Below are 23,381 nucleotides of genomic sequence, written 5' to 3' on the forward strand. Positions count from 1 at the left end.
ACATCCTATCGTGACAATCGAAAACGCTGCCCCGCTCCGCAAACCGGCTCCCAGTTCTGCCACGTCGCGCGGAGCAGAGGACGGACGCAACCTGACCGAGAGCATCGTTGACGATCTGGGGCTCGCAATCGTTACCGAGCACTACAGTTCGACCCGCAGCTTTCCGACCGAAGCGGAACTCTCGCAGCGCTATGGCGCCAGTCGGCCGGTGCTTCGCGAGGCCGTGAAAATGTTGACCGCCAAAGGTCTCCTGCTGCCGCGCAAGCGCGCAGGTACCGTGGTCCAGCCCGAGAGTAGCTGGAATCTCCTAGATCCCGATGTTCTGCGCTGGATGCTCGAACGCAAATTCTCGATCGATCTGCTCATCGACTTCACCGAAATCCGGATGTCGATCGAACCCCGCGCGGCGAGCCTCGCGGCCCATACCGCGACTGGTCCTCAGCGCCGCGCGATCATGGATGCGATCGATCGAATGCTCGCAGCCGACGGCGGCGAGGGTGATGCGCTGGAAGCCGACATCGCTTTTCACATTGCAGTCCTGGAGGCGAGCAACAATCGTTTCATGCGCCAGTTCACCGGCCTGACCGAAACCACGTTACGGTTCTCCATCCGGCGGACAAACGAGTATAAGGGTGTGCCGAGGGCCAGCGCCAAGGATCACAAGCGGGTCGCCGATGCGCTTATAAAGGGTGATGCTTTGCAGGCCTCCGAACGCATGAGCGAGCTCATTCGGGGCGCACTCGACCTTTTGCTGACTGCCGGAAACCACCCTGGCCGCCCGTAGGCGGTTCGGATACGCGCTCCCCGTCGCTTTCCCCCTTGTTATCCCGCCGGATTCAGTTGCCCGCAAGGACTGCTACCGGGGACCGGCTGCGGCGACTTGACCTCCGCGTGTACCATCCCTGGATGATACCGCGGACCTGTCAGCGCTTGCAAATCCGCGTCAGCAAAGGGGACCGGTCGCAGGGCGCCTGTAGCGTAGCGAACAATCTGGTCATTGAAATGCGGCGATTGCGGATCGCCACTCTCTCCACCCGCCGATACCGCCCAGGCGTGTGGGCCCTCCGGTGAGAACTCGACCACAGCGACAAAACTGTTGCCGCTGGTGCCATAGAAGCATCGGTCGTCTGATTGCCGGACCACACCGAACGCAGCCAGCGAGCCGAAATTGCCCGAAGTGAAGCCAACGGGGAAACTCGGCGCCTTGTCCTGGAAGTCCTGTTCGATTGCGCCATCGATGCGCTGGAACCGATTGATGCGACCCCAGGCGATACGCCAGTCCCCCTGCTCGCGAACCATCTTGTCGACCGCAGTGTCCAGCGCGGATAGGCGATCCGCGTCGGTCGTCTGCGTTCGGAAATAGGTGAAAAGGGGCACATTTGCAGCGTAGGCTTTCGGACCCTCAGCAGACCATAAGGCTTCCCCCCAATAAACAGCGAGCGCCGTGGGCACGGATGTGACACTCCAGCGCCGGTCCCACCCGTCCAGCATCGCAACGGGCGCGGTGAGCTTCTCCTTTCTCGGATCGCCATCCGGCAGCGCAAGCAAGCCTCTTTTCAATCCCGGTATCTGATCGTCAAACAGGGGAAGAAAGCTATCGAAGGCGGCCCTCGTCAGGTCTTTTGCGTCGAACATGTGCTGACCCGACAGCAGGGCGACAGCATGGCGTCCGCGAGGGTTTTCACCGAACTGGTCCATGTAACGCGGAAAATCCCCTTGCTCGGGGCTGTCTTCACCCGCCGCGCTCCAGGGGTGATTGTTGGTATTGACGACCCAACCGCTTTTGGGCCGGATGACCTGGGGAAGCTGGTCGAGATCGTGGAGGCCCTGCCAATCGGTTGCTGGATCGCTTCCATCGACTGGTCGGGTATAGTCGAAGCGATCGTTACGGCGAGGAACGAACTGAGGATGAAGATAGGCTATCGTGCCGTCGTCGGCAGCAAAGATCGTATTGTTGGAACTGTTCGCCATCCGGCTCGACGCCTCGAGATATCCGTCCAGTGAATGCGCTTTGGTCCTAAGGTAGCTTTGCTCGAGCGCCGCGCGCGGGTTGTTCAGCATGCCCACCGCGATCCAGCGGCCGTTCTCTTCCCGGATGACCGGCCCGTGGTGGGTCGAAAGCAGGGTGAAGCGACGAAGCTTGCTGGTACCATCCGGCTGGCGAACTTTGAGCGATACGGTTCGGCTGCGAACGGGTCGCCAGTCGGTGCCGTAGCGGTATTGCAGGCGACCGCCCTTACGCCTGACTTCTAACGCGAATTCGTCGATGTTGTCGACGCCGCTCGAGGTATGCATCCAGCCGATATGCCGGTTGAAGCCCTGATAGATGAAAAACTGGCCCCAGGTCGCTGCGCCATAGGCATCAAGGCCCGCATCGCTCGACACTTGCTGTTCCGCGCGAAAGAAGAAGCTGGTGTGAGGGTTGATCCATAGAAGCGGACTGCCGCTTTTGCTGCGTGACGGCCCGATCGCAATACCGTTCGACCCCTTGGGCTCCACCATCTCGCCAGCTTCGCTGGTCAACAGAGCGACAAGGTCGGGGCGCGCCTGGCGATCGGGCCCGTCGTAGAATGCCTGCAAGGCGCGAAGATCAACGCCGCGCTCGATGTCGCCGCCGATACTGCCCTCGGAAAAGGCGAGCGCCATCCAAGGTTCGAACCGGGTCAGAACTTTGGGATGGGTGTCGGGATGGGTGGCAAGATAGTAGTTCAGGCCCGACGCCCAGGCATCCATCAGATCGCGCAGCCAATCGGGAGAGGTCCGGTAGTCCGCCTTCAGTTTATCAAGGTCGAGAAACAGGCGCTGGCGCACGTCGGACCACACCGCACTCTCACCTTCCGCTTCGGCAAGCCGTCCAAGCGCGGTTAGATAATTGCGCTCTATTCTTGGAAAGTCGTCTTCCGCCTGAGCATAGATCATGCCGAAAACGGCATCGGCATCGCTACGACCATGAATATGCGCAATGCCGTAACCGTCGCGCACGATGGTGACCCGCTCCGACCGCGGTGCGTCCTTCGCACTCGAAGGAGAAAGGCCGAGCGCAAAGACGCTCACCGCTAAACCTGCGAACCACTTTCCCCCCATCGTCACTTCCCTCCGCACCAAGCTCTTGCTCTCACTATAAATCATATATAATTGAGCAAGCCAAGTCCCGTCGGCGGATTTGAATTACAGGAGATCACCTTGTCCATTTCGCTGCGCCATGTCGCCATCCCGGATTTTGGCCCGATCGGTGCGCCTGCGCCCATCTCTGCGAAGCGTTACGCCGAACGCTGCGACACCGCGCTACGGACGGCAGGCACCGACTGGCTCTACGTCTATGCCGACCGGGAGCACTTCGCCAATGTGATGTACCTTTCGGGTTTCGAGCCGAGGTTCGAAGAAGCCCTGCTCCTGCTGGGTTCCGGAGGAAGGCGGATCATCGTTACCGGGAACGAGTGCGTATCGTACACCTCGGTTTCTCCTCTACCCGACCTCGAAGTCTTCCTTTCGCAGACGATGAGCCTGCCTGGTCAGGATCGAACGACTGCCCCCCGGCTCGATCACGTCTTGAGCGAAATCGGGTTGAAGAGAGGCGACAGCGTGGGAGTGATCGGCTGGAAGTACCTCGAAGCTGCTGAATGGCCCGAAGAACCTCGCCCCCCATTCCTCCCCGCTCCTTACCTAGCCGCGCTCCAGCGGACGGTCGGCGCAGACAGCGTAGTAGATCGCACCGAGGTCCTGCTACATCCGCAGGACGGGCAGCGATCTATCATCAGCGCTGATCAGATCGCTGTGTTCGAGGGGGCTGCGGCGCGAACCTCGCAAATGGTTTGGAACGTTATCGGCAGGATACGGCCCGGCGACACGGAGCGGGATGCCGCCTTGCGTATGAACTATCGCGGCGAGCCCGTATCAGCCCACCCGATGCTGGCTTCGGGCGACGCTGCGGGTGGACCGCTGATCGGCCTGAAAAGCCCAGGCTGGCGACGGATCAACAAGGGAGACGGCGTTTCCACCGCGGTGGGTCTCTGGGGCGGTCTGACAGCCCGGGGCGGATTGGTCGAAGACCACGACGATGCATTCGTAGAGGTCGCCGCCGCTTACTTCGCTGGACTGGTACGTTGGTACGCCACGGCCGATATCGATGTGGAAGGGGGCCTCATTCATGACGAGGTTACGGGCGTTCTATCGGACGGTGGGCTTCGTTCGCTTCTCAACCCCGGGCATCTGACCGGGCATGAGGAATGGTCGCACACACCCATCCGTCCTGGGTCCTCCGATCGTATCCGCTCAGGCATGCATATGCAGGTGGACATCATTCCTGCGCCTATGCGCGACGGCTGGGCTCTCAATTGCGAAGACAGCCTAGTATTCGCGGATCGCAGTTTGCGGGACGATCTGGCGCAACAATATCCCGATGTCTGGAAACGCATTTCGGCGCGGCGGCAGTTCCTGACCGACACATTGGGTGTAGCGATAGCGGATTCCGTGCTGCCCCTGTCGGATACTCCGCTCTGCCTTCCGCCCCTATGGCTGCGATCGGATCATATCCTCGTCATGGACTAGCAGGCGGATAGTTTTCTAAAGAATGCGCTTTGCGGCCCCTGCTGCAGGATTTGACAGATTCCTTTCCTGCTGGACCGGAGCATTGCTTTGTTACCACTGCGGCAGTCCCGTAAGCGCATCCTCTTTGCAAGCGCCCTAAGAATAAGGTTACCCATCAGCCGCTCGATGCCTCACCAGTCACGGTGGCTCGGCGCGTAGCCGAAGGCTCGGCGGAACATTGCCGTGAATCCGCTGGGACTGTCGTAGCCGATTTCATACGCCGCACGTGTGATCGACATGCCGGTGGCCATCAGGGCGATCGCTTCCATCAACCGCACCTGCTGACGCCAGACCGCCAGGCCCATTCCGGTCTCCGCCTTGAAATTGCGAGTCAGGGTGCGTCGACCCATGCCGGCAAGCCGGGCCCAATCGTCCAGATCGCGTGGATCGGAAGGGTCGGCGAGCAGCGCCTCGCACACGCGCAGCAGTCGGGGGTCGGACGGCATCGAGACGCGATAGGGGGTTTCCGGCATCCGCCCGATCTCCTCCAGCAGCAAGGCGATGATCCGGCCCGCACGACCTTCCTGATCGTACTCGGGATCCAGACGCGACGTTTCGAGGATGAGGGCACGCAGGAATTCCGACACCTCGAACACCCGGCATTCGCCGGTCTCGCGGGTCAGCGCATCCTTGGACGTAAGATACAGCGTGCGCAGCGAGACATCGCCGCGGCACGAAACCTCGTGTTCCACGTCCGCGGGGATCCACACCGCCCGTTGTGGCGGCACGACGAAGCTGGAACCGCGCGTTCGCACGCTCATCACCCCGGCCGATGCGTAAAGAACCTGCACGTGATTGTGGCGATGCATCGGATCGACGAACCCGGCTGGATATTCGTCGACGAGCGCGACCACCGGCCGGTCAAGTGCCAAGACGTCGTGACTATGCTTCAACCCCACTCTCCCACAGGGTGGACGAGCCCCTCCGGATCAGGCGGCGCTATCAAATATTTCGTGTCGATGACAGTGCGCGGCCTGATCATGGGGGTGATTGGCCTCTTCTTCGTGGAGGCGGATCGGACAAGACACTACATCGCTCGAACGACTTAGCAGCGGAGGAGAGCGGCCGATGGAAACGATTGACGCCCGGAGGGCCGCGCCGCTCGATCCCGATATCGCACGGTTCTTGGAGCAGATGGCGCAAGACAACGCGGCCCGGGGGGCCAGCGATACCCTGCCCATGGTGGAACGCCGCGCCATTGCGGAGGATGTGCGCGAACGCTGGCGGCTGGGCGGTCCGCAGATGGCCCAAACGCGCGAGCTCGACGCCGACGGGGTGCGACTGCGACTGCACCGGCCCGTCGACAAGCCGGGCCTGCCGGTGCTGTTCTATATCCATGGTGGCGGATGGCAGCTGTTCAGCATCGAAACACACGACCGTCTGATGCGCGAATACGCGGCGCGCGCGCAGATCGCGGTGGTCGGCGTCGATTATTCGCTCGCGCCCGAACACCGGTTTCCCGTGGCATTGGAGGAGATCGCGACCGCGCTTGCCTGGCTGGAGCGCGAAGGTGAGGCATTGGGCCTCGATACTGGCCGCATCGCAATCGGCGGCGACAGCGCGGGCGCGAACCTTTCGGTATCATCCTGCCTGTTACGACGTGCGAAGGGTGACGCGCCCCTGGCCGCAATGCTGCTGAATTACGGGGCCTACGATCCACAACCGACGGGAAGCTACGCGCGCTATGGCGAGCCGCCCTATCCGCTGGAGATTGCGGAAATGGATGCCTATTGGCAAGGCTATGTGGCCAATGCGGATGATCTGACCAATCCGCTGGTCGCGCCCGCTCTGGCCGATCTTCGCGATCTGCCCCCTGCCTTCTTCGCCATCGCCGAATGCGACATCCTGGCGGACAGCAATTACGCGCTGGCCGCGCGCATGGCCGCGGCCGGAGGCGAGGTTACCGAGCGAACCTATCGCGGAGCGACCCATAGCTTCCTGGAAGCGATGTCGATCGCCGCGATCGCGAACGCGGCGCTGGACGAGGCCTCGGCCTGGTTGCGTGAACGGTTGGATCTGATCGACGATGGCCGCGACGCCTGAGGCCTTCCACTGGCAGGCCGCGAGCCGGCTGATCGACGAATATCCGCTGGCCTGGGTGATTTCGCGCGCGTTCAGCGCCAGCCCGCTGCCCTTGCTGGCGGAGCGCAACGATAACGGCAAGGTGGTATCCCTGCTCGGCCATTGCGGCCGCCGCAATCCACTCGTGAAGGATTTCGCGTCCGACCCCGCCGGGCTGATCCTCTTCAGCGGGCCGGACGGCTTCGTTTCGAACGATCTCGTGTCGGAGCGCAACTGGGGTGCCACCTGGAATTATGCTGCCGCCCGGTTCGAAGTCGAAATCGAACTGGTCGAGGACGAGACGGAAGAAGCTATCAACCGTCTGCTGGAACACATGCAGGGGCTGGGCGAAGACCGCTGGACCGCCGCCGAGCTGGGGGAGCGCTATCATGGAATGCTGCGCGCGATCGTCGCGTTTCGCGCGCATATCCGCCGCTTCGTGCCCGCGTTCAAACTGGGTCAGGGCGAACAGGCGGATGCGTTCGAGGAGATCGTGAACGGCCATCCCGACCGCGATCTGGCGCAATGGATGCGCGCCTTCCACGAAGCAGGCGGCTAAGCCGTAACGCGCGGAGCGGTCCAACACCGCCCCGCGCACGGCGACCGGTCAGTTCAGGTCGAACCGCAAACTGGCACCGATCGTACGGGGCCGAGTGACCGAACCGGCAAAGGAGAACGGGGCGTTCAGAATAGCGTATTCGTCGAACAGGTTCTTCACGAACACGCCCAGCTCCAACCCGTCGGCCACCTCGATCGAGGCATTGAGATCGACGATGTGGTAATCGCCCTTCTGCAGCGCGGCACCGAACGCCACGGGCGCGTCGGAAAGATAGCGATGCGCGATACCCAGCCTCGGATTGCGTGGAGAATCGGGCAGGCTGAATTCGAGCTGGTTGGCGATGGTCCATTCCGCTGCACCTGGCAGGCGCGATCCGGCCGCATAACCGCCCCCGGGGGCGTAAGTGTCGGGCAGGAGCTCGGACAGACGTGCGTCATTGTAGCTGACGCTGCTTGTCAACGACATGAATCGCGCGGGTTGGAAAGCGAGCTGGAACTCGACGCCGTCTATATCCGCCCCACCGCCATTCGTAGTGTAGGCGTTGAAATCGGGTGGAGCGAACAGGCGAACCTGAATGTCGTTCCAGTCGATGTGATACGCGGTGATGTCGAACGACATGCCCTCGACGGGTCGGAAACGGGTGCCGATCTCGAAATTCCTGGTCGAGTCGCTGTCGAAATTGAGCGGCGCACCGGAGGCGACCGAATAGACGTTGATTCCGCCGAGCCGGAAACCCTCTGAGTAGAGGCCGTATACCATGAATTGATCGTTGGGCTTCCAGCGCAACGAAGCCTTCGGAATGAAGCCGCTCTCCTTCCTTTCGCCGGGTTGGTAATCGAATGCCGGGATCAGGTTCGCGTTGGGCAGAAACTGCAACCGCGGATCGGACCGGTATTCGAACGCCCGCCCGCCCAGTGTCAGCGTCAGCGTGTCGAGGAAAGTGTAGGACGCCTCGCCGAACAGCGCGATCTCGCGCACATCGCTGGTCGATTGGGTGCGCTGGACGAAGTCACCGGGCGCGATTGTGCTCGCGGACTGGTTGTCGAACTCCCCCGGATTGGCGTCGATATAGTCGCCGATCCCCTCGATGAACACGCGGTCGGTCGAATCGGCGCTCAGCTTGGTATAGTTGGCCCCTATGAGCCAGGTGAAAGGCCCGGTGCCGGAAGAAGTCAGGCGCAGTTCCCCGTAATAGGTTTCCGATTTGCCGACGGAGGCCGAAAGCTGAGGGGTGCCGGTACGCGTATCGATACCGACGAAAATCGAATCGTCGAAGGCGAGATCGTTTTCCTTGCGGATATAGCTGCCGATCGCGGTCAGGTCGGCGAAACCGCCCAGTTCCTGTTCCAGGCGCAGGCTGTGCAGCTGGAACTGCGTGTCCTGGTATTCGGGCACGTTGGTGTTGCGCGTGTAAGTCGGCTCATTGGGATCGGCACCGAACTCGACATAGGTCTGGTCGTCCAGATTGTATTCCTGGAACATGCTGAGTTCGGTGATCTTCGTGGTTTCTGTCGGCGTGAACACGATCGATCCACGCAAGCCGCGCACGCGCAGATCGTTGCTGCCGTCGACCCCGGTGCCGGTGTTGTCGAGATACCCGGCATCGAAGCGCTGGAGGGCAACCAGGCGCACGGCCAGCTTGTCCTTTACGACGGGTATGTTGACCATGCCCTTCACCGCGTAATTCGCCTCGCCCGCGCGACGGGTCGAACCGATCAACCCTTCGAAGCCGGCGTCGATCGCATCGGCCTTCGCCTCGTTGGTGACGTAGTTGACCGCGCCGCCGAGCGAGGACGAGCCGAACAACGTGCCCTGTGGGCCACGCAGCACCTCGACCTGTGACAGATCGAAGGTGTCGACATCGGGGATCGCAATCGGAAAGCCGGGCTCGACCAGCGGAATCTGGTTGAGATAGTACCCGGTCGTCGCCTGGTTCGCCTCGTGATAGGTGGTCGAGGCGATCCCGCGGATGACGACTTCTGACACACCGGGCTGATAGTCGTTGAAGACCACCCCAGGAATGCGCGTGATATAGTCCGAAAGGCTTTGCGCGTTTAAGTCCTGCAATTCCTCGCTGGTCACAGCGCTGACGGAGGCGGGGATATCGTCGAGCGGCTCGGTCCGCTTGGTCGCGGTGACGACGATCACGTTCGTCGCCTGCTCGTCGCTATCGGGACCCGCCCCGGCCTGCGCCAGCACCGGCGCTGCACCGACGATGCCGCAAAGTGACGCGCCCAGGGCGGTGGTACGGGCCAGCGTGGCGACTGTGTGACGGATACTCATGAGCGATCTCCTCCGGGATATGCGTTCAAGCCTGAGCTATCAGCGCGTGACCGGCACGAAGAAACGGCGCGGGTCATTATCTTGCTAGAATGGGCCATGATGCGCATGATCCGCGTAGTGTTGCGTCCAAGCCGCAATCCGATCACGTCTTCCGGCCCGATCTCGTGGATGCCCGGCCCTAATCAGACGGACCGAGCGGGACGCGTTGCATAGTCTCCGGTCCGAAGCGAGGAACCGATCATGAGCATCACTACCACTATGGCGACGCGGCGCACCGTGCTGATGGGCACTACCGCCATCGGGCTGAGCGCGGTTGCGAGCGGCGCGCGCACCGCCTTGGCGCAGGCGTCCGCCACCGGCGGGCAATGCTGGCCGGACATCACCGCACCCGCGCCGCCGCGCATCGAGCATCGCATCGAACAGCTCGGTCGGGTTCGCGACGATCCATATTCATGGATGAAATTCGTGCCACGGACCGGGACCCGCACGCTCGAGAAAGTGCCCCCGATCGTGCGCGACAACCTGAAGCCTGAAATGGCCTATGCGGACGCCGTGCTCGCCCCGCTGGCGGACCGACGCCAGAGCTTCTTCGCCGCGATGATGGCGCGCCGGGCGCAAGGGTCTCCGCCGCCCCTGCCCCATGGCGATTGGCGCTATGAAAGCGAAGTGCCGGAGGGCGAAGAACGCCCCGTCCATTACCGCATCACGCCCGCGGGCAAGCGCGAGGTGCTGGTGGACGAGAACGCGCGCGCCCGGGGCTACGCCTATTACCGTGCGACCGCATTCCAGCCGAGCCCCGACAATCGCTATTACGCCTGGGCGGAAGATATCGTTGGCAACGACCGGCACCGGATCGCGATACTCGACACCCGGACCGGTCGGACCCGGATCGTGGTGCCGGACGACGCCTACGGTTACGGGGGCCTCGTCTTCGGCGCGCAATCACGCAACCTGTTCTGGATCAAGCGCGACGCACGCAACCGCCCGACACAGCTGCTCCGCGTGCCTGCTGCAGGCGGGACCAGCGAGCTGGTATACGAGGAACACGATCCCGCTATCTTCATGCAGGTCTCGCGCACGGCAGACGACCGCTTCGTCGTGCTCGATCTCTCCGGACCCGATACCAGCGAAGTCCGGCTGATCGCAGCGGGGGCAGAAACCGAACCGCCCCGGATAGTGGCGCCACGTCGGGAGGGGCTGCGCTACACCGTCCACGGGTGGGACGGTGGGCTGGTCGCGCTGACCAATGCGGACGGAGCGACGGACAACAAGCTGGTCGCTCTCGATCTCGAGACTCTCGAACCCGATCGCACGCTGGTGCCGCATGTGCCCGGTCGCCTGATCGAAACGCTCCTGCCCTTTGCAGGCGGGCTGGTGATGATGGGGCGCGCGGACGGCCTTCAACATGTCTCGATCCTGCACGCGGGCGGTGCACGGATCGCGGTCCCGTTCGACGCCCCCGCCTATGCGCTTACCCTGGCCGAGGGTCAGAATTACGACGCCCGGAGCGTGCGCCTCGTTTACGAGACCCCTGCCCAGCCTCCGCTTTTCTTCGATGTCGCCCTGGCCGACGGTGAACGCACCCTGGCGGGGGAAACGCGCTACGCCGGCTACGACCCGGACGATTACGTGGTGGAGCGGCTGGAGGCCCGCTCACCCGACGGGGCGATGGTCCCGCTCACCGTCCTGTCGCGCCGCGATACGCCGCGCGATGGATCGGCCCCTCTGTTGCTATATGGCTACGGAGCCTACGGCGTATCGAGCGACCCGGTCTTTTCCGTTCCCGCTACCGCCTGGGTCGATGCCGGGGCGCGTTACGCCATCGCTCACGTGCGTGGGGGGTCGGAAAAGGGGCGAGGCTGGTTCCTGGACGGGCGCCGGTTCCACAAGCGCAATTCGATGACCGATTTCATCGCGTGCGCACTCCATTTGGTTCGGGGGCGCTACACCGCGGCTGGCCGCATCGCCGCCTTCGGGCTGTCCGCAGGCGGGCTGTTGGTGGCCGGGGCGACGAACCTCATGCCCGATCTGTGGGGCGCGGTGGTGGCGAAGGTGCCGTTCGTGGACATGCTCAACACGATGAGCGATGCCGACCACCCGCTGGTGCCGCTGTTCCGCCCCGATTGGGGCGATCCGCTGGCCGATCCCGAGGCCTACGACTACATCGCCTCGATCTCTCCTTACGAAAACGTCGCCCAAGCCGCCTATCCGCCGCTGCTGACGACCGCGGGATTGAAGGACGATCGCGTATCGTACTGGGAGCCGTGGAAGCTGGTCGCCGAGGTGCGCCGGCAAACCACCAGCGACGCGCCAGCCGTTCTCTCGCTCGATCTCGAGGCGGGCCATCAAACCAGTGCCGACCTAGGTGCCGAATATGCACAGATGGCGCTGTTCTGGGCCTTTGCGGAACGGGGCATTTCCTGCTGACACGATGTCCTGGTGCTAAAGGCCGGGTACGATGGGGATATTTCAATGCATCCGCCAGCCAGCATGACGTTCAGCAGTCTGGTTTAGTTGGGCGATGGCAGCGCTCGCAGCACTTATCCGGCTTCGAGCCGCGCAAGACGGCGGGCCGCCGCATCGTTCACCAGCCGACGTTCGTTCGGCGACAAGGACGACCATTGCGCGATCTCCTGCAACGTTCGACCGCATCCGATGCAGATCCGCCGGTCTTCGGACATCTGGCAGACCTTGCGGCACGGCGACGCAGTTTCGTCGTTATCGTCCTTTGTCATCATCATCCTGACCGTGGTTCCTCCCCCCCGCCATACCCTCCACGCCGCGCTTTCGATAACCCTATCGGACGTAACGAGGCGGGCAGGCACCCGGTGCCGGTCGGCGAATACCACCCCCGCCTCCTCGCCCAGCACGATTATCGCCGTTGCCAGCGCATCCGCTTGCATGCAGCCGGGATGAAGCACGGTCGCCGACAAGATCACGTCCGTGACCGGAGCCGCAGTTCGCGGATCGATCGAGTGCGACCACGACGATCCCCCCGCCGAACGCCGGCGATGCCAATGGCCGGACGTGGCAACTGCCCAATCGACCAAGCCTATACGTGTCTTGGGCGCTTTGCTCCCCGGGGGCACCTCCAGATCGACCCACCATGGCAGTGCGCCACACTGGAGACCGATCCCCCGCAGCTCTCCGCCGATTTCGAGCAGTGCATACGCCACGCCGATGCGCCGCAGTGCCGCGATACCGACATCCACCGCGAATCCCTTCGCAATGCCGCTGAAATCGAGTTCGATTCCGCCCGGCTGGATCAGCGGCTCGCCATCCTCCGGTAACCGAAGCGCGCTACTATCCCCAGGCTCGCCGTTCCCAGGTCTTACCCCGGAAAAGGTCTCCGCGCCGAAACCCCAGTGTCGCGCCGCCGCGCCGATCGCGGGGTCGAAAGCGCCCTCGCTTGCATCGCGAATCGCCAGCGCGGCCGCCAGCACCTGCCGGAACTGCGCGCCGATCCGGTGGGCGCTCCCCGCAGCTCCCGTGTTGAACCGGCTGAGCTGGGAGTCGCTTCGCCATTGGCTCATCTGCGAAATGACCAGTTCGAACGCGCCCTCCAGCGTTGCTCGGACATGCGATGGCTCGATACCGGTCGGGGCGAACAGCTCGACCGACCAGACCGTCCCCATGGTCTCTCCCGTCAGCTTCATCTGTCGAGAGTTAGCGGCCGGTTCCTTCGGGCGAGCCGATCCGGGAGGAAGGGCTGGCGGCAGGAGGAGTTCACCATCCTCCGCACGCTCTATGCCCGGCCCGTTCCTCATGTCGGTCAGAGCGGCAGGAACTCCAGCACCGCGGTGTAGGACATCCGCCGATTGCCGGCTTCGCCCGCGCGCGGCTCGTTCCCTTCGGCGGGAGCAGTCCCCTCGCCGCCTGGGCCGCCCTGCCCCTGGGTCAAGTCGGCCTCGAGATAATACATCCCCGGTTCGTCGGCATTCAGCGTCACCATACCGTTCGCGTCGGTGGTCAGCTTCCGGATACCCGGATCGTCGCGATAGCGCGTCCCGCCTTCGACGAATTCGAGCTCCAGACCGACGGCAGGTTTGCCATCGGCCAGGAACTGCATCTGCGCAGGCTCTCCGGCATACAGATCGTTGGGATGGGTGACCGGTATCATCTCCAGCCCGACGCCGGTGGGCGCCAGGGCCGTTTCGTTAGGGGCACCGAGCGTCACGAAGGTTTCGGTCCGTCCCGAGTTCTCGCTCACCCGGACATCGGTTGCGTTGGCCGGGATGCCGGTCGCCATCTCGGCCTTGGTCCCCCGCCAGCGGTGCCTCTCGCCATCGACCTGGTAGAACCCCATCATACCGTCGAAAACGACCGCGATCCGGTAGGTGCCCTGCTGCTTCAGCGGCACATCGAACACACTGCGATACGCGCCGGTGCCGATGACCGCGGGATCGACCGGCTGACCGTCCGGGCCAACGATCGTCAGATCGTCCAGTCCCATCGGTCGATGCTCGAAAACGAAAAGACCGTTGGATGCGGCGGCATCCACGCTGACGGTTTCCTCGTCGCCCGCCAGCACGGTGGCGGAAGGCAGCAGCCATCGGCGATGCGCCTCCGCGGGGGTCGCCGCGACAGCGGACAGACCGACCGCACAGGCGGCGGCAAACAGGCATTTTCTGGCAAGCATCGGTCTTCCTCCGGTCATCGATCAGGGCTTGATGGTGAAGCGCAGCGTGCCCAGTTCCTGGGAGCCGGTCGCGCTGCCGGAACGCACGTTGCGCGGCGGCCACTGAAACGGAATACTCAGCATCTCGCGCCCTCCGACCTCGCGCGCCGCCTCGACCCGCAAGGTATAGGATCCGGCGGCCAGGCGCGGGAGCGGGCGCGTGCCTTCGGTGAAGCGCAAATTGTAGCGGCCGGGTGCCTGCGTCGGTCCGCTGATACCGTTGGCCGGCATCGTCATGCTGCGGCCTGCGCGTCGCCACCAGGTGCGCATGTCGGAAAGCCATTTGCGGCCGTCCTCGCCCTTCTGATCCGTATCGTACCAGACATCGAGCGTGGCGACAGCCTTGCCCGCGTCGTTCTCGATCCATATCGCCACGTAGGGCTCGTGATATTCCGCAACCCGCAGGCGTGGTATCTCGAGCGAGATTTCCATCTCTCCCGCCAGTGCGGGGCTGGCGGAAAGCAGCGGAACGGTAGGGAGAGCGAAGAGCACAATTTTGCGCATCGGCCGGTTCTCTTTCTTTCAGTGCATCAGGAAGACGAGCAGCAACATCGGGATCACCACCCCCGCCGCGACGATCGGCCAGGTCGAGGGGCGCCGCCGGGCATGAAGCTGCAATAGCAAAAATCCGGTTGCGCAGAACACGACGCAGGCGACTGCGAAGATATCGATGAACCAGGCCCAGGCAGGCCCGGTATCCCGCCCCTTGTGCAGATCGTTCAGCCACGCGATCGTGCCCCGGTCGGTATCCTCGTGGATGGCGAGCCCGGTCGCCAGATCGACCGACACCCAGCCGTCGCCGCCGGGTCGCGGCAGGGCGACATACAGCTCGTCCGGGTTCCATTCCGGGATGCGGCCAGCCAGATTCACATCGAATTCGTCGTCCAGCCACCGCATCGCGGCCGGCGGGACGCTCTCATTCGAGCGCTGCCGCAAGGTCTTGAGCACCGAAGCCGGCATGGTCGCTTCGCGCGATGCGACCTGCGGAGAGGCTTCGATATCGCCAGCATGGTTGAGCGTGATGCCCGTGATCGCAAACAGCAGCATCACGACCAGACAGATGGCGCTGCTCATCCAGTGCCAAGTGTGGAATTGCCGGGTCCAGAAGGCGGAGAAGCCGCGTCGCTTACGCCCAGCGGTCGCACTCCCCCCGCCCGCGAAGGCCGCCCTGTCAGGTTCCGATCCCATATCGCCGCTGTTGCCGGTGCTGCGAATGAATGTCAATAGCACAACTTGGGAGGAGCGCCCTGGCTGGTTCGCCAACTTCTACGAGTGGATAGCAGCAGGCATGCGAAGCCGATTATGGCGCGCAATAAGACCGCGAAAAAGCTCGCTGCTCATTGCGTGACCCACCAGCGAATCACGCTAATCCACGATTTCGGGGCTTCAGTAGAAAGAGATATACAGCTGCGGAAAGTCGTGGTGGACAGGGCTGGATTCGAACCAGCGTACGCTTGCGCGGGCAGATTTACAGTCTGCTGCCTTTAACCACTCGGCCACCTGTCCACTGCACGGTTTCCGCGGGAATTGCGGCATGCCCGGGGGCGGCCGCTTGCCGAGAGGCGCCCCTTTGGCGAAGGCTCGCTTGCCTGTCAATGGTTGCGCTGGCAGGGCGTGCCGCATGATACGACATGGTGGACACGAACATGGCCAAAGGTGAGCGCAAGCGGGCGCTGCGCGGACGCGCGGGGCGCAATCAGAACGGGCGCGGCAGCGGGCGGGCTGGCGGCGGCAATGTCCGGCTATGGGGCCGACACGCTGTCGAGGCGGCGCTGAAGAACCCGGACCGGGTCCATCGCAAGCTATGGGCCACCCGCGAAGGAATCGAATCGCTCGATGGCGAACTGCAGCCCGATTTCCCGGTCGAACACGCCGACGTCCAGGATCTGGCCCGTCTGGTAGCCCGCGACGCGCCGCATCAGGGTCTGGTGCTGGAATGCGAGCCCCTGCCCGACCTCCACCTATCGGACGCCCTCGAAGAGCGCGAAGGACCGGTGGTGGTGCTCGACCAGGTCACCGACCCTCACAATGTCGGCGCGATCCTGCGCTCCGCGGCGGCGTTCGATGCAGCGGCGCTGGTAACGCAAGACCGGCACGCGCCACCGGAATCCGGCGTTGTCGGAAAGTCGGCGTCGGGCGCTCTGGAGCTGGTTCCCTGGGTGCGCGTCGTCAATCTTGCCCGCGCGCTCGATGAACTGGCGGACGCCGGATACTGGCGCGTGGGACTGGCAGGCGAGGCGGAGATGACGCTGGCGGAGGCGCTTCCCGCCGGTAACCGTGTGGCATTGGTGCTGGGTGCCGAGGGCGAAGGCATGCGGCACAATATCGGCGAACATTGCGACGCGCTCGCCCGGCTGCCGATCGCCGAAGCAATGGAAAGCCTGAACGTGTCCAACGCGGCGGCAGTCGCTCTTTACGCCATAAGCGCGCGCCAACCGACCGAATAGCGCAGAAAAAGAAAAGGCCCCGCCCGCAAACACGCGGACGGGGCCGAAACTTCTATCGCATCCGGCCGGTCCCACCTGCCGGCCTGCGGATACGAACGCGCTGTCTTAGTTGACCGCGTCCTTCAGACCCTTGCCGGCCTTGAACTTCGGCTGGTTGGAAGCCTTGATCGTCATCGGCTCGCCAGTGCGCGGGTTGCGTCCGGTGGAAGCCTTGCGCTTCGCCACGGAGAACGTACCGAAGCCGACCAAGCGAACTTCGTCGCCCTTCGACAGGGCACCCTGGATCGTGTCGAACACGCTCTCGACAGCGCTGGCTGCGTCGTTCTTGGACAGACCGCTGGAATCGGCGACGGCGCCGATGAGTTCATTCTTGTTCATTCGGAAAACCCCCTCTTTCGTATGGTGTGCATCTTTTGAATCACGGGAATCGCTTGCGCGAAGACCGCGGATTGGAGACCCTTTGCCCTACGCTGTCAAAGCAAAACCCGCTGGAACGGCCAAAAAGTGCGGCGGACGCCCGAACGCATGCAACATCGGGCGTCGCACCTCAATGCGCGGTCGGAGAGAGTTCGCCCACGCCGCCGCCCGCCGCGGGCTGACTGGCCAGATCGTCCGCCTCGGTCCATTCGATCGGCACCGGTTGCGCGGTCAGCGCCAGCTCCAGCACCTGGTCGACATGCGAAACTGGTCGGATCTCGAGACCTTCCTTCACGTTCTCGGGTATCTCGGCAAGATCCTTCACGTTCTCCTCCGGAATCAGCACCAGCTTGATCCCGCCGCGTAGCGCCGCGAGCAGTTTCTCCTTGAGCCCCCCGATGGCGAGGACACGGCCGCGCAGGGTTACCTCGCCCGTCATCGCGACATCCGGTCGCACCGCGATGCCGGTCAGGGTGGATACGATCGAGGTGACCATACCCACACCCGCGCTCGGTCCGTCCTTCGGCACCGCGCCTTCGGGCAGGTGGATATGGATGTTCTTGCGCTGGAAGATGCTCGGCTTGATCCCGTAATGCGGGGCCCGTGCCTTCACGAAGCTGAAGGCGGCGGCGACGCTCTCGTTCATGACCTCGCCCAGCTTGCCGGTGGTCTTGATCTCGCCCTTGCCCGGAGTCGTGACGCTCTCGATGGTGAGCAACTCGCCGCCGACTTCGGTCCAGGCGAGACCGGTCACGGCGCCGATCTGCGCTTCCTCTTCGCCCATGCCGTGCTTGAACTTGCGCACGCCCGCGAACTCGGAGAGGTTGTCGGGCGTGATCGTGACGCTTGTCGCCTCGCTTTCGAGGATACGGCGCAGGGACTTGCGGCACAGGCGCGCGATCTCGCGCTCCAGCGTACGAACCCCGGCCTCGCGGGTGTAATAGCGAATGAGGTCCCGCAGACCGGCCTCGGTCAGTTCGAACTCTTCGGGCTTCAGCCCGTGGTCCGCGACCTGCTTGGCCAGCAGGTGACGCTGCGCGATCTCGACCTTCTCGTCCTCCGTATATCCTTCCAGCCGGATGATCTCCATGCGGTCGAGCAGCGGCTGCGGCAGGTTGAGGCTGTTGGCGGTGCACACGAACATCACGTTCGACAGATCAATGTCGAGCTCCAGATAATGGTCCTGGAACTTTGCGTTCTGTTCCGGATCGAGCACTTCCAGCAGCGCGCTGGCCGGGTCGCCGCGGAAATCCTGGCCCAGCTTGTCGATCTCGTCGAGCAGGAACAGGGGGTTCGACTTACCCGCCTTGGTCAGGTTCTTGACGATCTTGCCCGGCAGGCTGCCGATATAGGTGCGCCGGTGGCCGCGGATCTCCGCCTCGTCCCGCACGCCGCCTAGCGACTGGCGCACGAACTCGCGGCCCGTCGCGCGGGCGATCGACTTGCCCAGGCTGGTCTTGCCCACGCCGGGAGGGCCAACGAGGCACAGGATCGGCCCCTTCAACTTGTTGGTCCGCGCCTGGACCGCAAGATATTCGACGATCCGGTCCTTCACCTTGTCGAGCGCGTAATGATCCTCATCGAGGACCTTCTGCGCGATGGCGATGTCCTTCTTCAGCTTGCTCTTCTTGCCCCAAGGCAGGCCGAGCAGGACGTCGAGATAATTGCGGATGACGGTCGCCTCCGCGCTCATCGGCTGCATGGCCTTCAACTTCTTGAGCTCGGCGTTCGCCTTCTCGCGCGCTTCCTTGGACAGTTTGGTCTGTTCGATCTTCTCGGTCAGCTCGGCCAGTTCGTCGCCCTCGCCGTCGCCGCCGCCCAGCTCGTTCTGGATCGCCTTCATCTGCTCGTTGAGGTAATACTCGCGCTGCGTCTTCTCCATCTGCCGCTTCACGCGACCGCGGATCTTGCGCTCCACCTGCAGCACAGACAGCTCGCCTTCCATGAAGGAGAGGACCATTTCCAGCCGCTTGCGCGGATCGGGCTCGGTCAGCAGCGCCTGCTTGTCCGCAACCTTGCCATTGACCGCCGCGGACACCGCATCGGCAAGCTGGCCCGCATCGTCGATCTCCGCCAGTTCCTCGCTCGCCTCGTCGCCCAGCTTCTTGTTGAGCTTCGCGTAATCGGCGAACTGCTCGGTCACCGTGCGCATCAGCGCGGTCACTTCGCTGCCCGAAACGGTTTCGCTATCGACCGTGGCTACGTCGGCAACGACCATGTCGCCTTCGATATGGAATGCCTCGAGCCGCGCGCGCTCGCGCCCTTCGACGAGGACGCGGACGGTGCCGTCGGGCAGCTTCAGCAATTGCAGGACATGCGCGATCACGCCCATGTCGTACAGGTCGTCGCGCGCGGGGTCGTCGCAGCCCGGATCGAGCTGCGAGAGCAGGAAGATGTCCTTGTCGCCTTCCATGGCCGCCTCGAGCGCGGCCACCGATTTGTCGCGGCCCACGAAGAGCGGCACGACCATGCCGGGAAACACCACGATATCGCGCAGGGGAAGGAGTGGGAAAAGCTGGTTCATGTTCGTCATATCCGTCCATGGCTGCCGCTCTCCGGCGGCGCCTTTCACAGGATATGGGGAGAGCCGCCGCAGCCCGCAACAGCTACCCGGTGCATAGCTGTGGAGCTAGCAGGACGGCGGCTGCCACAGTTCGATCGGGTTGCCTTCGGGATCGTGGATGCGGGCGAAGTGCCCGGTTTCCGGCTGATCCCATTCGGCGCGCGTCTCGACCGCGATGCCGGCATTCTCAAGCGCAAAAATCATTCCGGCGATGTCGTCGACACGAAAGTTGAGCATCACCTGCTTCTCCGCCGCGAAGTAGTCCGTGTCGGCCGCAAATGGGGCGAAGACCACCGGACCGCCCTGCGCCTGCCACATCCACTCGTCCGCCGCGGCCTCCGGGTCAGCCGAGCAACCCGGCCCTACTCCAAGGTGCTTGCGATACCATTCCGACAGCGCCTCCGGATTATGCGCCCGAAAAAACACCCCGCCGATTCCCAGAACAGCCATCGAAACTCTCCTCCGACGAACGGTAAGCGAAGATTACCCCATGCCGGGAAGATTGAATCCCGGTGGCAGGCCGATGCCGCTCTGGATCTTCTGCATTTCCTCGTTCGAAACCCGGTCCGCCTTGCCGCGCGCGTCGTTGAAAGCGGCGGTCACGAGGTCTTCGAGCATCTGTTTTTCTTCGGGCTTCATCAGGCTGTCGTCGATGTTCACCCCAAGGATACGGCCCTTCGCGGTGCAGCGGATCTTTACGAGGCCGCCGCCTGCGGTGCCTTCCACCTCGATCGCGTCGAGCTTGGCCTGCGCTTCGCCCATCTGGCTCTGGATCGTTTCCGCCGCCTGCTGCGCAGCCTGGATCATTTCTTCCATCGATTTCATGCGTTTGCACTCCATTGCGCGCGCCCGTTCGAGGGTGCGTCATCCTGTTCCGTAATGAGTTCAGCGCCGGGGAAAGCGGATTTGACCGCCTGCACCAGGGGATTGCGCTCGATCTCGTCCTTGAGAGAACGAGCCTCGGCTTCCTCGCGTTCCACCATGCTCGGTGGAGCGTCCACCCCTCTGCGCTCCTCGACCTGCCACCGCTGCCCGGTCGCGGCATAGAGCGCGGCCCGCAATTGCGGGGCGATATCGTCGGTGAAATGTTCCGCGCGCGAAAAGACCAGCTGGCCGGGCACGCATTCGATCACCCGCAACTGCAGGCGCATGAAACTGGCGACCAGCTGATCGCCCGCGTCCTCGACCTGGCGAACGAGCTGCGGGAAGTCGATCGCGGCGGGCGCGATCGGGACGGCCTCCGCCGAAGCACTTCCTTCCCCGTCCGAAGCGGGATTTGCCGGAGCCTGAGCCGCGCCGCTAGCGATCGTCTCCAACCGGCGCGCCAGCTCCCCCGGATCAGGTATCTCCTGCGCATGAAGCAGGCGCAACAGCGCCATCTGCGCGCTGACGAGAGGATCGGGCGCGAGGCGCACCTCTTCGTATCCCTTCAGCAGCATCTGCCACATCCGGTGGAGCTGACCGGCGGAAAGACGCCCCGCCCAAGCGACCAGATCGGCCCGCTCCTCCTCGCTGGTGGCATCGGGCAAATCCTCGCCCAGTTGCGCGACGGTGATGCGATGCACCACCTCCATCAGCGCGCGCATCAGCGCGAGTGGCTCCACCCCCAGCGCATACTGGTCGGCCACCGCCGCCAACAGCGCGCGCGGCTCGCCGTTCAGGACCGTACCGAGCAGCCGCCGCTGCGCGCCCTTGTCGGCCAGGCCCAGCATGTCGCGCACCCGTGCCGCCGTCACCTTGCCATCGGCGTCGAGATCGGCATGGGCGATCGCTTGATCGAGGATGGATAGCCCGTCGCGCACCGAACCTTCCGCCGCGGCGGCGACCATGGCCAGCGCCTCGTCCTCTGCCTCGACCCCTTCCTGCTCGCAGATCCAGCCGAAATGCTCCTGCAACGTTGACGTAGGGATACGGCGCAGGTCGAAACGCTGGGTCCGGCTGAGGACCGTTACCGGCAGTTTCTCGACCTCGGTCGTCGCAAACAGGAATTTCACATGCGGCGGCGGTTCCTCCAAAGTCTTCAGCAGCCCGTTGAAGGCCGCCTTCGACAGCATGTGAACCTCGTCGATGATGTAGATCTTGTAGCGGGCGGAAACGGCGGCGTAGCGCACCGCCTCAATGATTTCGCGCACATCGTCGATGCCGGTATGGCTCGCCGCGTCCATCTCCTGCACGTCGATATGGCGCCCTTCGGCGATGGCGACGCAGGGCTCGCACACGCCGCACGGATCGATCGTCGGGCCGCCGTTCCCGTCCGGACCGATGCAATTGAGCGCCTTCGCGATCAGCCGCGCGGTCGAGGTCTTCCCCACTCCGCGAACGCCGGTCATCAGGAAGGCATGGGCAAGCCGGTCCCGCTCGATCGCGTTGGCGAGCGTGCGGACCATCGCATCCTGACCGATCAGCTGACTGAAGGTCTGGGGGCGATATTTGCGCGCCAGCACGCGATAGGGCTGCGCGGGCGTTCCCGTCGGTGCCTCCGGCTTGGGATCGACCGGCGGTGGCGGCACGTCGTCGGCCGGTGCATCGCCGAACATGGCGGACTGCCCCGCAGCCTCGAGCTCCTCGGCACTCGGACCCTCGTCCTGAGCTTCGTCCGCCTCCCACGGCGGCGCGCCCGTATCGTCCGGTGAATCACCCATGCATCAAGAGTTAGGCGCTCCCCGCCCGCTTGTCATGCATGGGGGCACGGTTCGCCACGGAATTCGATCCCGCGTTGCCTATCACCCGATACTGACATGAAAAAGGAGCCGAGCGACCCGCCGCAATCCACCTGGGCTGCTTCCTTCCGGACCTGACCCGGTGAGCGAACGCAAACGTCCACCCGACTCCCGGGCGGGCATATGGCGGCGATCCACGGTAAACTCAAGAGGGTGCGCGCGCACCAATCAGGTCTGTTGCGATCCGGGCGACCTCGACACCGATCGCATCGCCCTGCTCCGCATCGGCGGGACGATCGAGAAAATAGACCAGTGTGTACCAACCGCGTCCATCGGGAGAGAACACCGCCACATCGTTGATCTCGAACGCGCCGGGGGCAGCGCAATAGCCGGTTTTGTCTCCCACGCGCCAATCCGTGGGAAGGCCGGCGCGCAGCCGCTTCAGACCCGTCGTCGCCCCCTGCAGCCAGCCGAGCAGGCGGTCGCGAGCGTCCGGTTCCAGCACCGCACCGTTCGCGAGCACGCGATAGCTTTCGCCGAAGGCCAGCGGGCTGGACGTGTCGCGCGGGTCGCCCGCGGCATTTTCGTTGAGCGCCAGTTCGTAGCGGTCGAGCCGGGTGGTATCGTCGCCAAGCGTACGCACCCACGCGGTGAGCGCGGTGGGGCCGCCGGTGGACCGAAGCAGCAGATTGGTCGCACCATTGTCGCTGACAGTAACGATATGCTCGATCGCGTCCGCCACACTCATCCAGCCCTGCTGCGCACGCGATCGGGTAAAGGGGGCGTGTCCCTCGACATCCGCGATCGAGAAATCGAGCCGGTCGTCCAGCGACAGCGGCGTATCGCCCGCCAGCACACGTGCGGCCAGCAGCGTCTTGAATGCGGAGCAGGTGGCAAAGCGTTCGTCACCGCGATGGGCCAGCAGTACCGCGCCGGATGGATCGCGCAGGGCTACACCCAGGCGACCGCCGCTCGCGCGCTCCAGTGCCATAAGTTGCGCCCGGGCTTGGGCTGCGGTTGCATTCTCCGTCGATTCCGGCTGCACGGCAATCTCCCGGTCGACGCAGGCGCTGGTTACCAGCGCGACAGCGAGGAGCGCGAGCGCACGCATGGCCCCTATCCAGGG

19 protein-coding genes, 1 tRNA gene and 1 other RNA gene are annotated in these 23,381 nt (G+C 63.9%); 6 read left to right on the top strand and 15 right to left on the bottom strand.

Annotated elements, in window-relative coordinates:
• Positions 1-10: 10 nt before the first annotated feature.
• A complete protein-coding gene (locus tag MKP08_RS12930) occupies positions 11-784 on the top strand; it encodes a FadR/GntR family transcriptional regulator (protein WP_241554173.1) in 774 nt (257 codons plus the stop codon).
• A gap of 38 nt (positions 785-822) precedes the next feature.
• Here the strand turns inward: MKP08_RS12930 and MKP08_RS12935 are convergent, their stop codons facing one another.
• Positions 823-3,084, bottom strand: coding sequence for a penicillin acylase family protein (locus tag MKP08_RS12935; protein ID WP_241554174.1), 2,262 nt, complete (start codon positions 3,082-3,084; stop codon positions 823-825).
• A gap of 99 nt (positions 3,085-3,183) precedes the next feature.
• On the opposite strand from MKP08_RS12935, the gene MKP08_RS12940 reads away from it, so the two are divergent.
• Positions 3,184-4,548 carry a hypothetical protein gene (locus MKP08_RS12940; protein ID WP_241554175.1) on the top strand — a complete coding sequence of 455 codons (1,365 nt, stop codon included), beginning with the start codon at positions 3,184-3,186 and terminating at the stop codon, positions 4,546-4,548.
• A 170-nt stretch (positions 4,549-4,718) separates the two neighbouring features.
• Here the strand turns inward: MKP08_RS12940 and MKP08_RS12945 are convergent, their stop codons facing one another.
• Positions 4,719-5,480, bottom strand: a complete 762-nt coding sequence (locus MKP08_RS12945) for a helix-turn-helix domain-containing protein (RefSeq protein WP_241554176.1) — start codon at positions 5,478-5,480, stop codon at positions 4,719-4,721.
• A gap of 175 nt (positions 5,481-5,655) precedes the next feature.
• Between MKP08_RS12945 and MKP08_RS12950 the strand changes: the two genes are divergently transcribed.
• Both MKP08_RS12950 and MKP08_RS12955 read left to right on the top strand, forming a co-directional pair.
• Positions 5,656-6,630, top strand: a complete 975-nt coding sequence (locus MKP08_RS12950; RefSeq protein ID WP_241554177.1) for an alpha/beta hydrolase fold domain-containing protein — start codon at positions 5,656-5,658, stop codon at positions 6,628-6,630.
• On the top strand, positions 6,614-7,207 hold the full coding sequence (locus MKP08_RS12955; protein WP_241554178.1) for an FMN-binding negative transcriptional regulator: 594 nt from the start codon (positions 6,614-6,616) through the stop codon (positions 7,205-7,207). The genes MKP08_RS12950 and MKP08_RS12955 overlap by 17 nt, the downstream gene beginning before the upstream one ends.
• A 48-nt stretch (positions 7,208-7,255) precedes the next feature.
• Here the strand turns inward: MKP08_RS12955 and MKP08_RS12960 are convergent, their stop codons facing one another.
• The gene (locus MKP08_RS12960) at positions 7,256-9,490 is read right to left on the bottom strand and encodes a TonB-dependent receptor (protein WP_241554179.1); all 2,235 of its coding nucleotides are present in this window, start codon (positions 9,488-9,490) and stop codon (positions 7,256-7,258) included.
• Between the two features lie 240 nt (positions 9,491-9,730).
• On the opposite strand from MKP08_RS12960, the gene MKP08_RS12965 reads away from it, so the two are divergent.
• On the top strand, positions 9,731-11,917 hold the full coding sequence (locus MKP08_RS12965) for a S9 family peptidase (RefSeq protein WP_241554180.1): 2,187 nt from the start codon (positions 9,731-9,733) through the stop codon (positions 11,915-11,917).
• A 113-nt stretch (positions 11,918-12,030) separates the two neighbouring features.
• On the opposite strand, the gene MKP08_RS12970 is transcribed toward MKP08_RS12965, so the two are convergent.
• From MKP08_RS12970 to MKP08_RS12990, 5 genes are all read right to left on the bottom strand, one after another.
• On the bottom strand, positions 12,031-13,146 hold the full coding sequence (locus tag MKP08_RS12970) for an FAD:protein FMN transferase (protein ID WP_241554181.1): 1,116 nt from the start codon (positions 13,144-13,146) through the stop codon (positions 12,031-12,033).
• 116 nt (positions 13,147-13,262) lie between these two features.
• A complete protein-coding gene (locus MKP08_RS12975; protein WP_241554182.1) occupies positions 13,263-14,129 on the bottom strand; it encodes a DUF4198 domain-containing protein in 867 nt (288 codons plus the stop codon).
• A 21-nt stretch (positions 14,130-14,150) separates the two neighbouring features.
• The gene (locus tag MKP08_RS12980) at positions 14,151-14,672 is read right to left on the bottom strand and encodes a DUF2271 domain-containing protein (RefSeq protein ID WP_241554183.1); all 522 of its coding nucleotides are present in this window, start codon (positions 14,670-14,672) and stop codon (positions 14,151-14,153) included.
• A gap of 18 nt (positions 14,673-14,690) precedes the next feature.
• Positions 14,691-15,356: a PepSY-associated TM helix domain-containing protein gene (locus tag MKP08_RS12985; protein WP_241554184.1), complete on the bottom strand. Its 666-nt coding sequence runs from the start codon at positions 15,354-15,356 to the stop codon at positions 14,691-14,693.
• A gap of 232 nt (positions 15,357-15,588) precedes the next feature.
• A tRNA-Tyr gene (locus MKP08_RS12990) sits at positions 15,589-15,674 on the bottom strand.
• Positions 15,675-15,814: 140 nt separating this feature from the next.
• Between MKP08_RS12990 and rlmB the strand changes: the two genes are divergently transcribed.
• On the top strand, positions 15,815-16,615 hold the full coding sequence (gene rlmB, locus MKP08_RS12995; RefSeq protein WP_241554185.1) for a 23S rRNA (guanosine(2251)-2'-O)-methyltransferase RlmB: 801 nt from the start codon (positions 15,815-15,817) through the stop codon (positions 16,613-16,615).
• 105 nt (positions 16,616-16,720) lie between these two features.
• Here the strand turns inward: rlmB and MKP08_RS13000 are convergent, their stop codons facing one another.
• The 7 genes from MKP08_RS13000 to bla all read right to left on the bottom strand — a co-directional run bounded on the left by MKP08_RS13000 (position 16,721) and on the right by bla (position 23,366).
• A complete protein-coding gene (locus MKP08_RS13000) occupies positions 16,721-16,993 on the bottom strand; it encodes an HU family DNA-binding protein (protein WP_241554186.1) in 273 nt (90 codons plus the stop codon).
• A 169-nt stretch (positions 16,994-17,162) separates the two neighbouring features.
• Positions 17,163-19,556, bottom strand: coding sequence for an endopeptidase La (gene lon / locus MKP08_RS13005; protein WP_241554187.1), 2,394 nt, complete (start codon positions 19,554-19,556; stop codon positions 17,163-17,165).
• Positions 19,557-19,661: 105 nt separating this feature from the next.
• Positions 19,662-20,045, bottom strand: a complete 384-nt coding sequence (locus MKP08_RS13010; RefSeq protein ID WP_241554188.1) for a VOC family protein — start codon at positions 20,043-20,045, stop codon at positions 19,662-19,664.
• A gap of 33 nt (positions 20,046-20,078) precedes the next feature.
• Entirely contained in the window at positions 20,079-20,420 is a 342-nt protein-coding gene (locus MKP08_RS13015) for a YbaB/EbfC family nucleoid-associated protein (RefSeq protein WP_215227730.1), read from the bottom strand.
• Positions 20,417-22,237 (bottom strand): DNA polymerase III subunit gamma/tau, encoded by a 1,821-nt coding sequence (locus tag MKP08_RS13020; RefSeq protein WP_241554189.1) that lies wholly within the window; start codon positions 22,235-22,237, stop codon positions 20,417-20,419. The genes MKP08_RS13015 and MKP08_RS13020 overlap by 4 nt, the downstream gene beginning before the upstream one ends.
• A gap of 98 nt (positions 22,238-22,335) precedes the next feature.
• Positions 22,336-22,430, bottom strand: an RNA gene (gene ffs / locus MKP08_RS13025) — signal recognition particle sRNA small type.
• Between the two features lie 30 nt (positions 22,431-22,460).
• Positions 22,461-23,366, bottom strand: coding sequence for a class A beta-lactamase (gene bla / locus MKP08_RS13030; protein ID WP_241554190.1), 906 nt, complete (start codon positions 23,364-23,366; stop codon positions 22,461-22,463).
• Positions 23,367-23,381: the final 15 nt, after the last annotated feature.

This window comes from Erythrobacter sp. LQ02-29 (assembly GCF_022576075.2).
Taxonomy (GTDB): Bacteria; Pseudomonadota; Alphaproteobacteria; order Sphingomonadales; family Sphingomonadaceae; genus Alteriqipengyuania.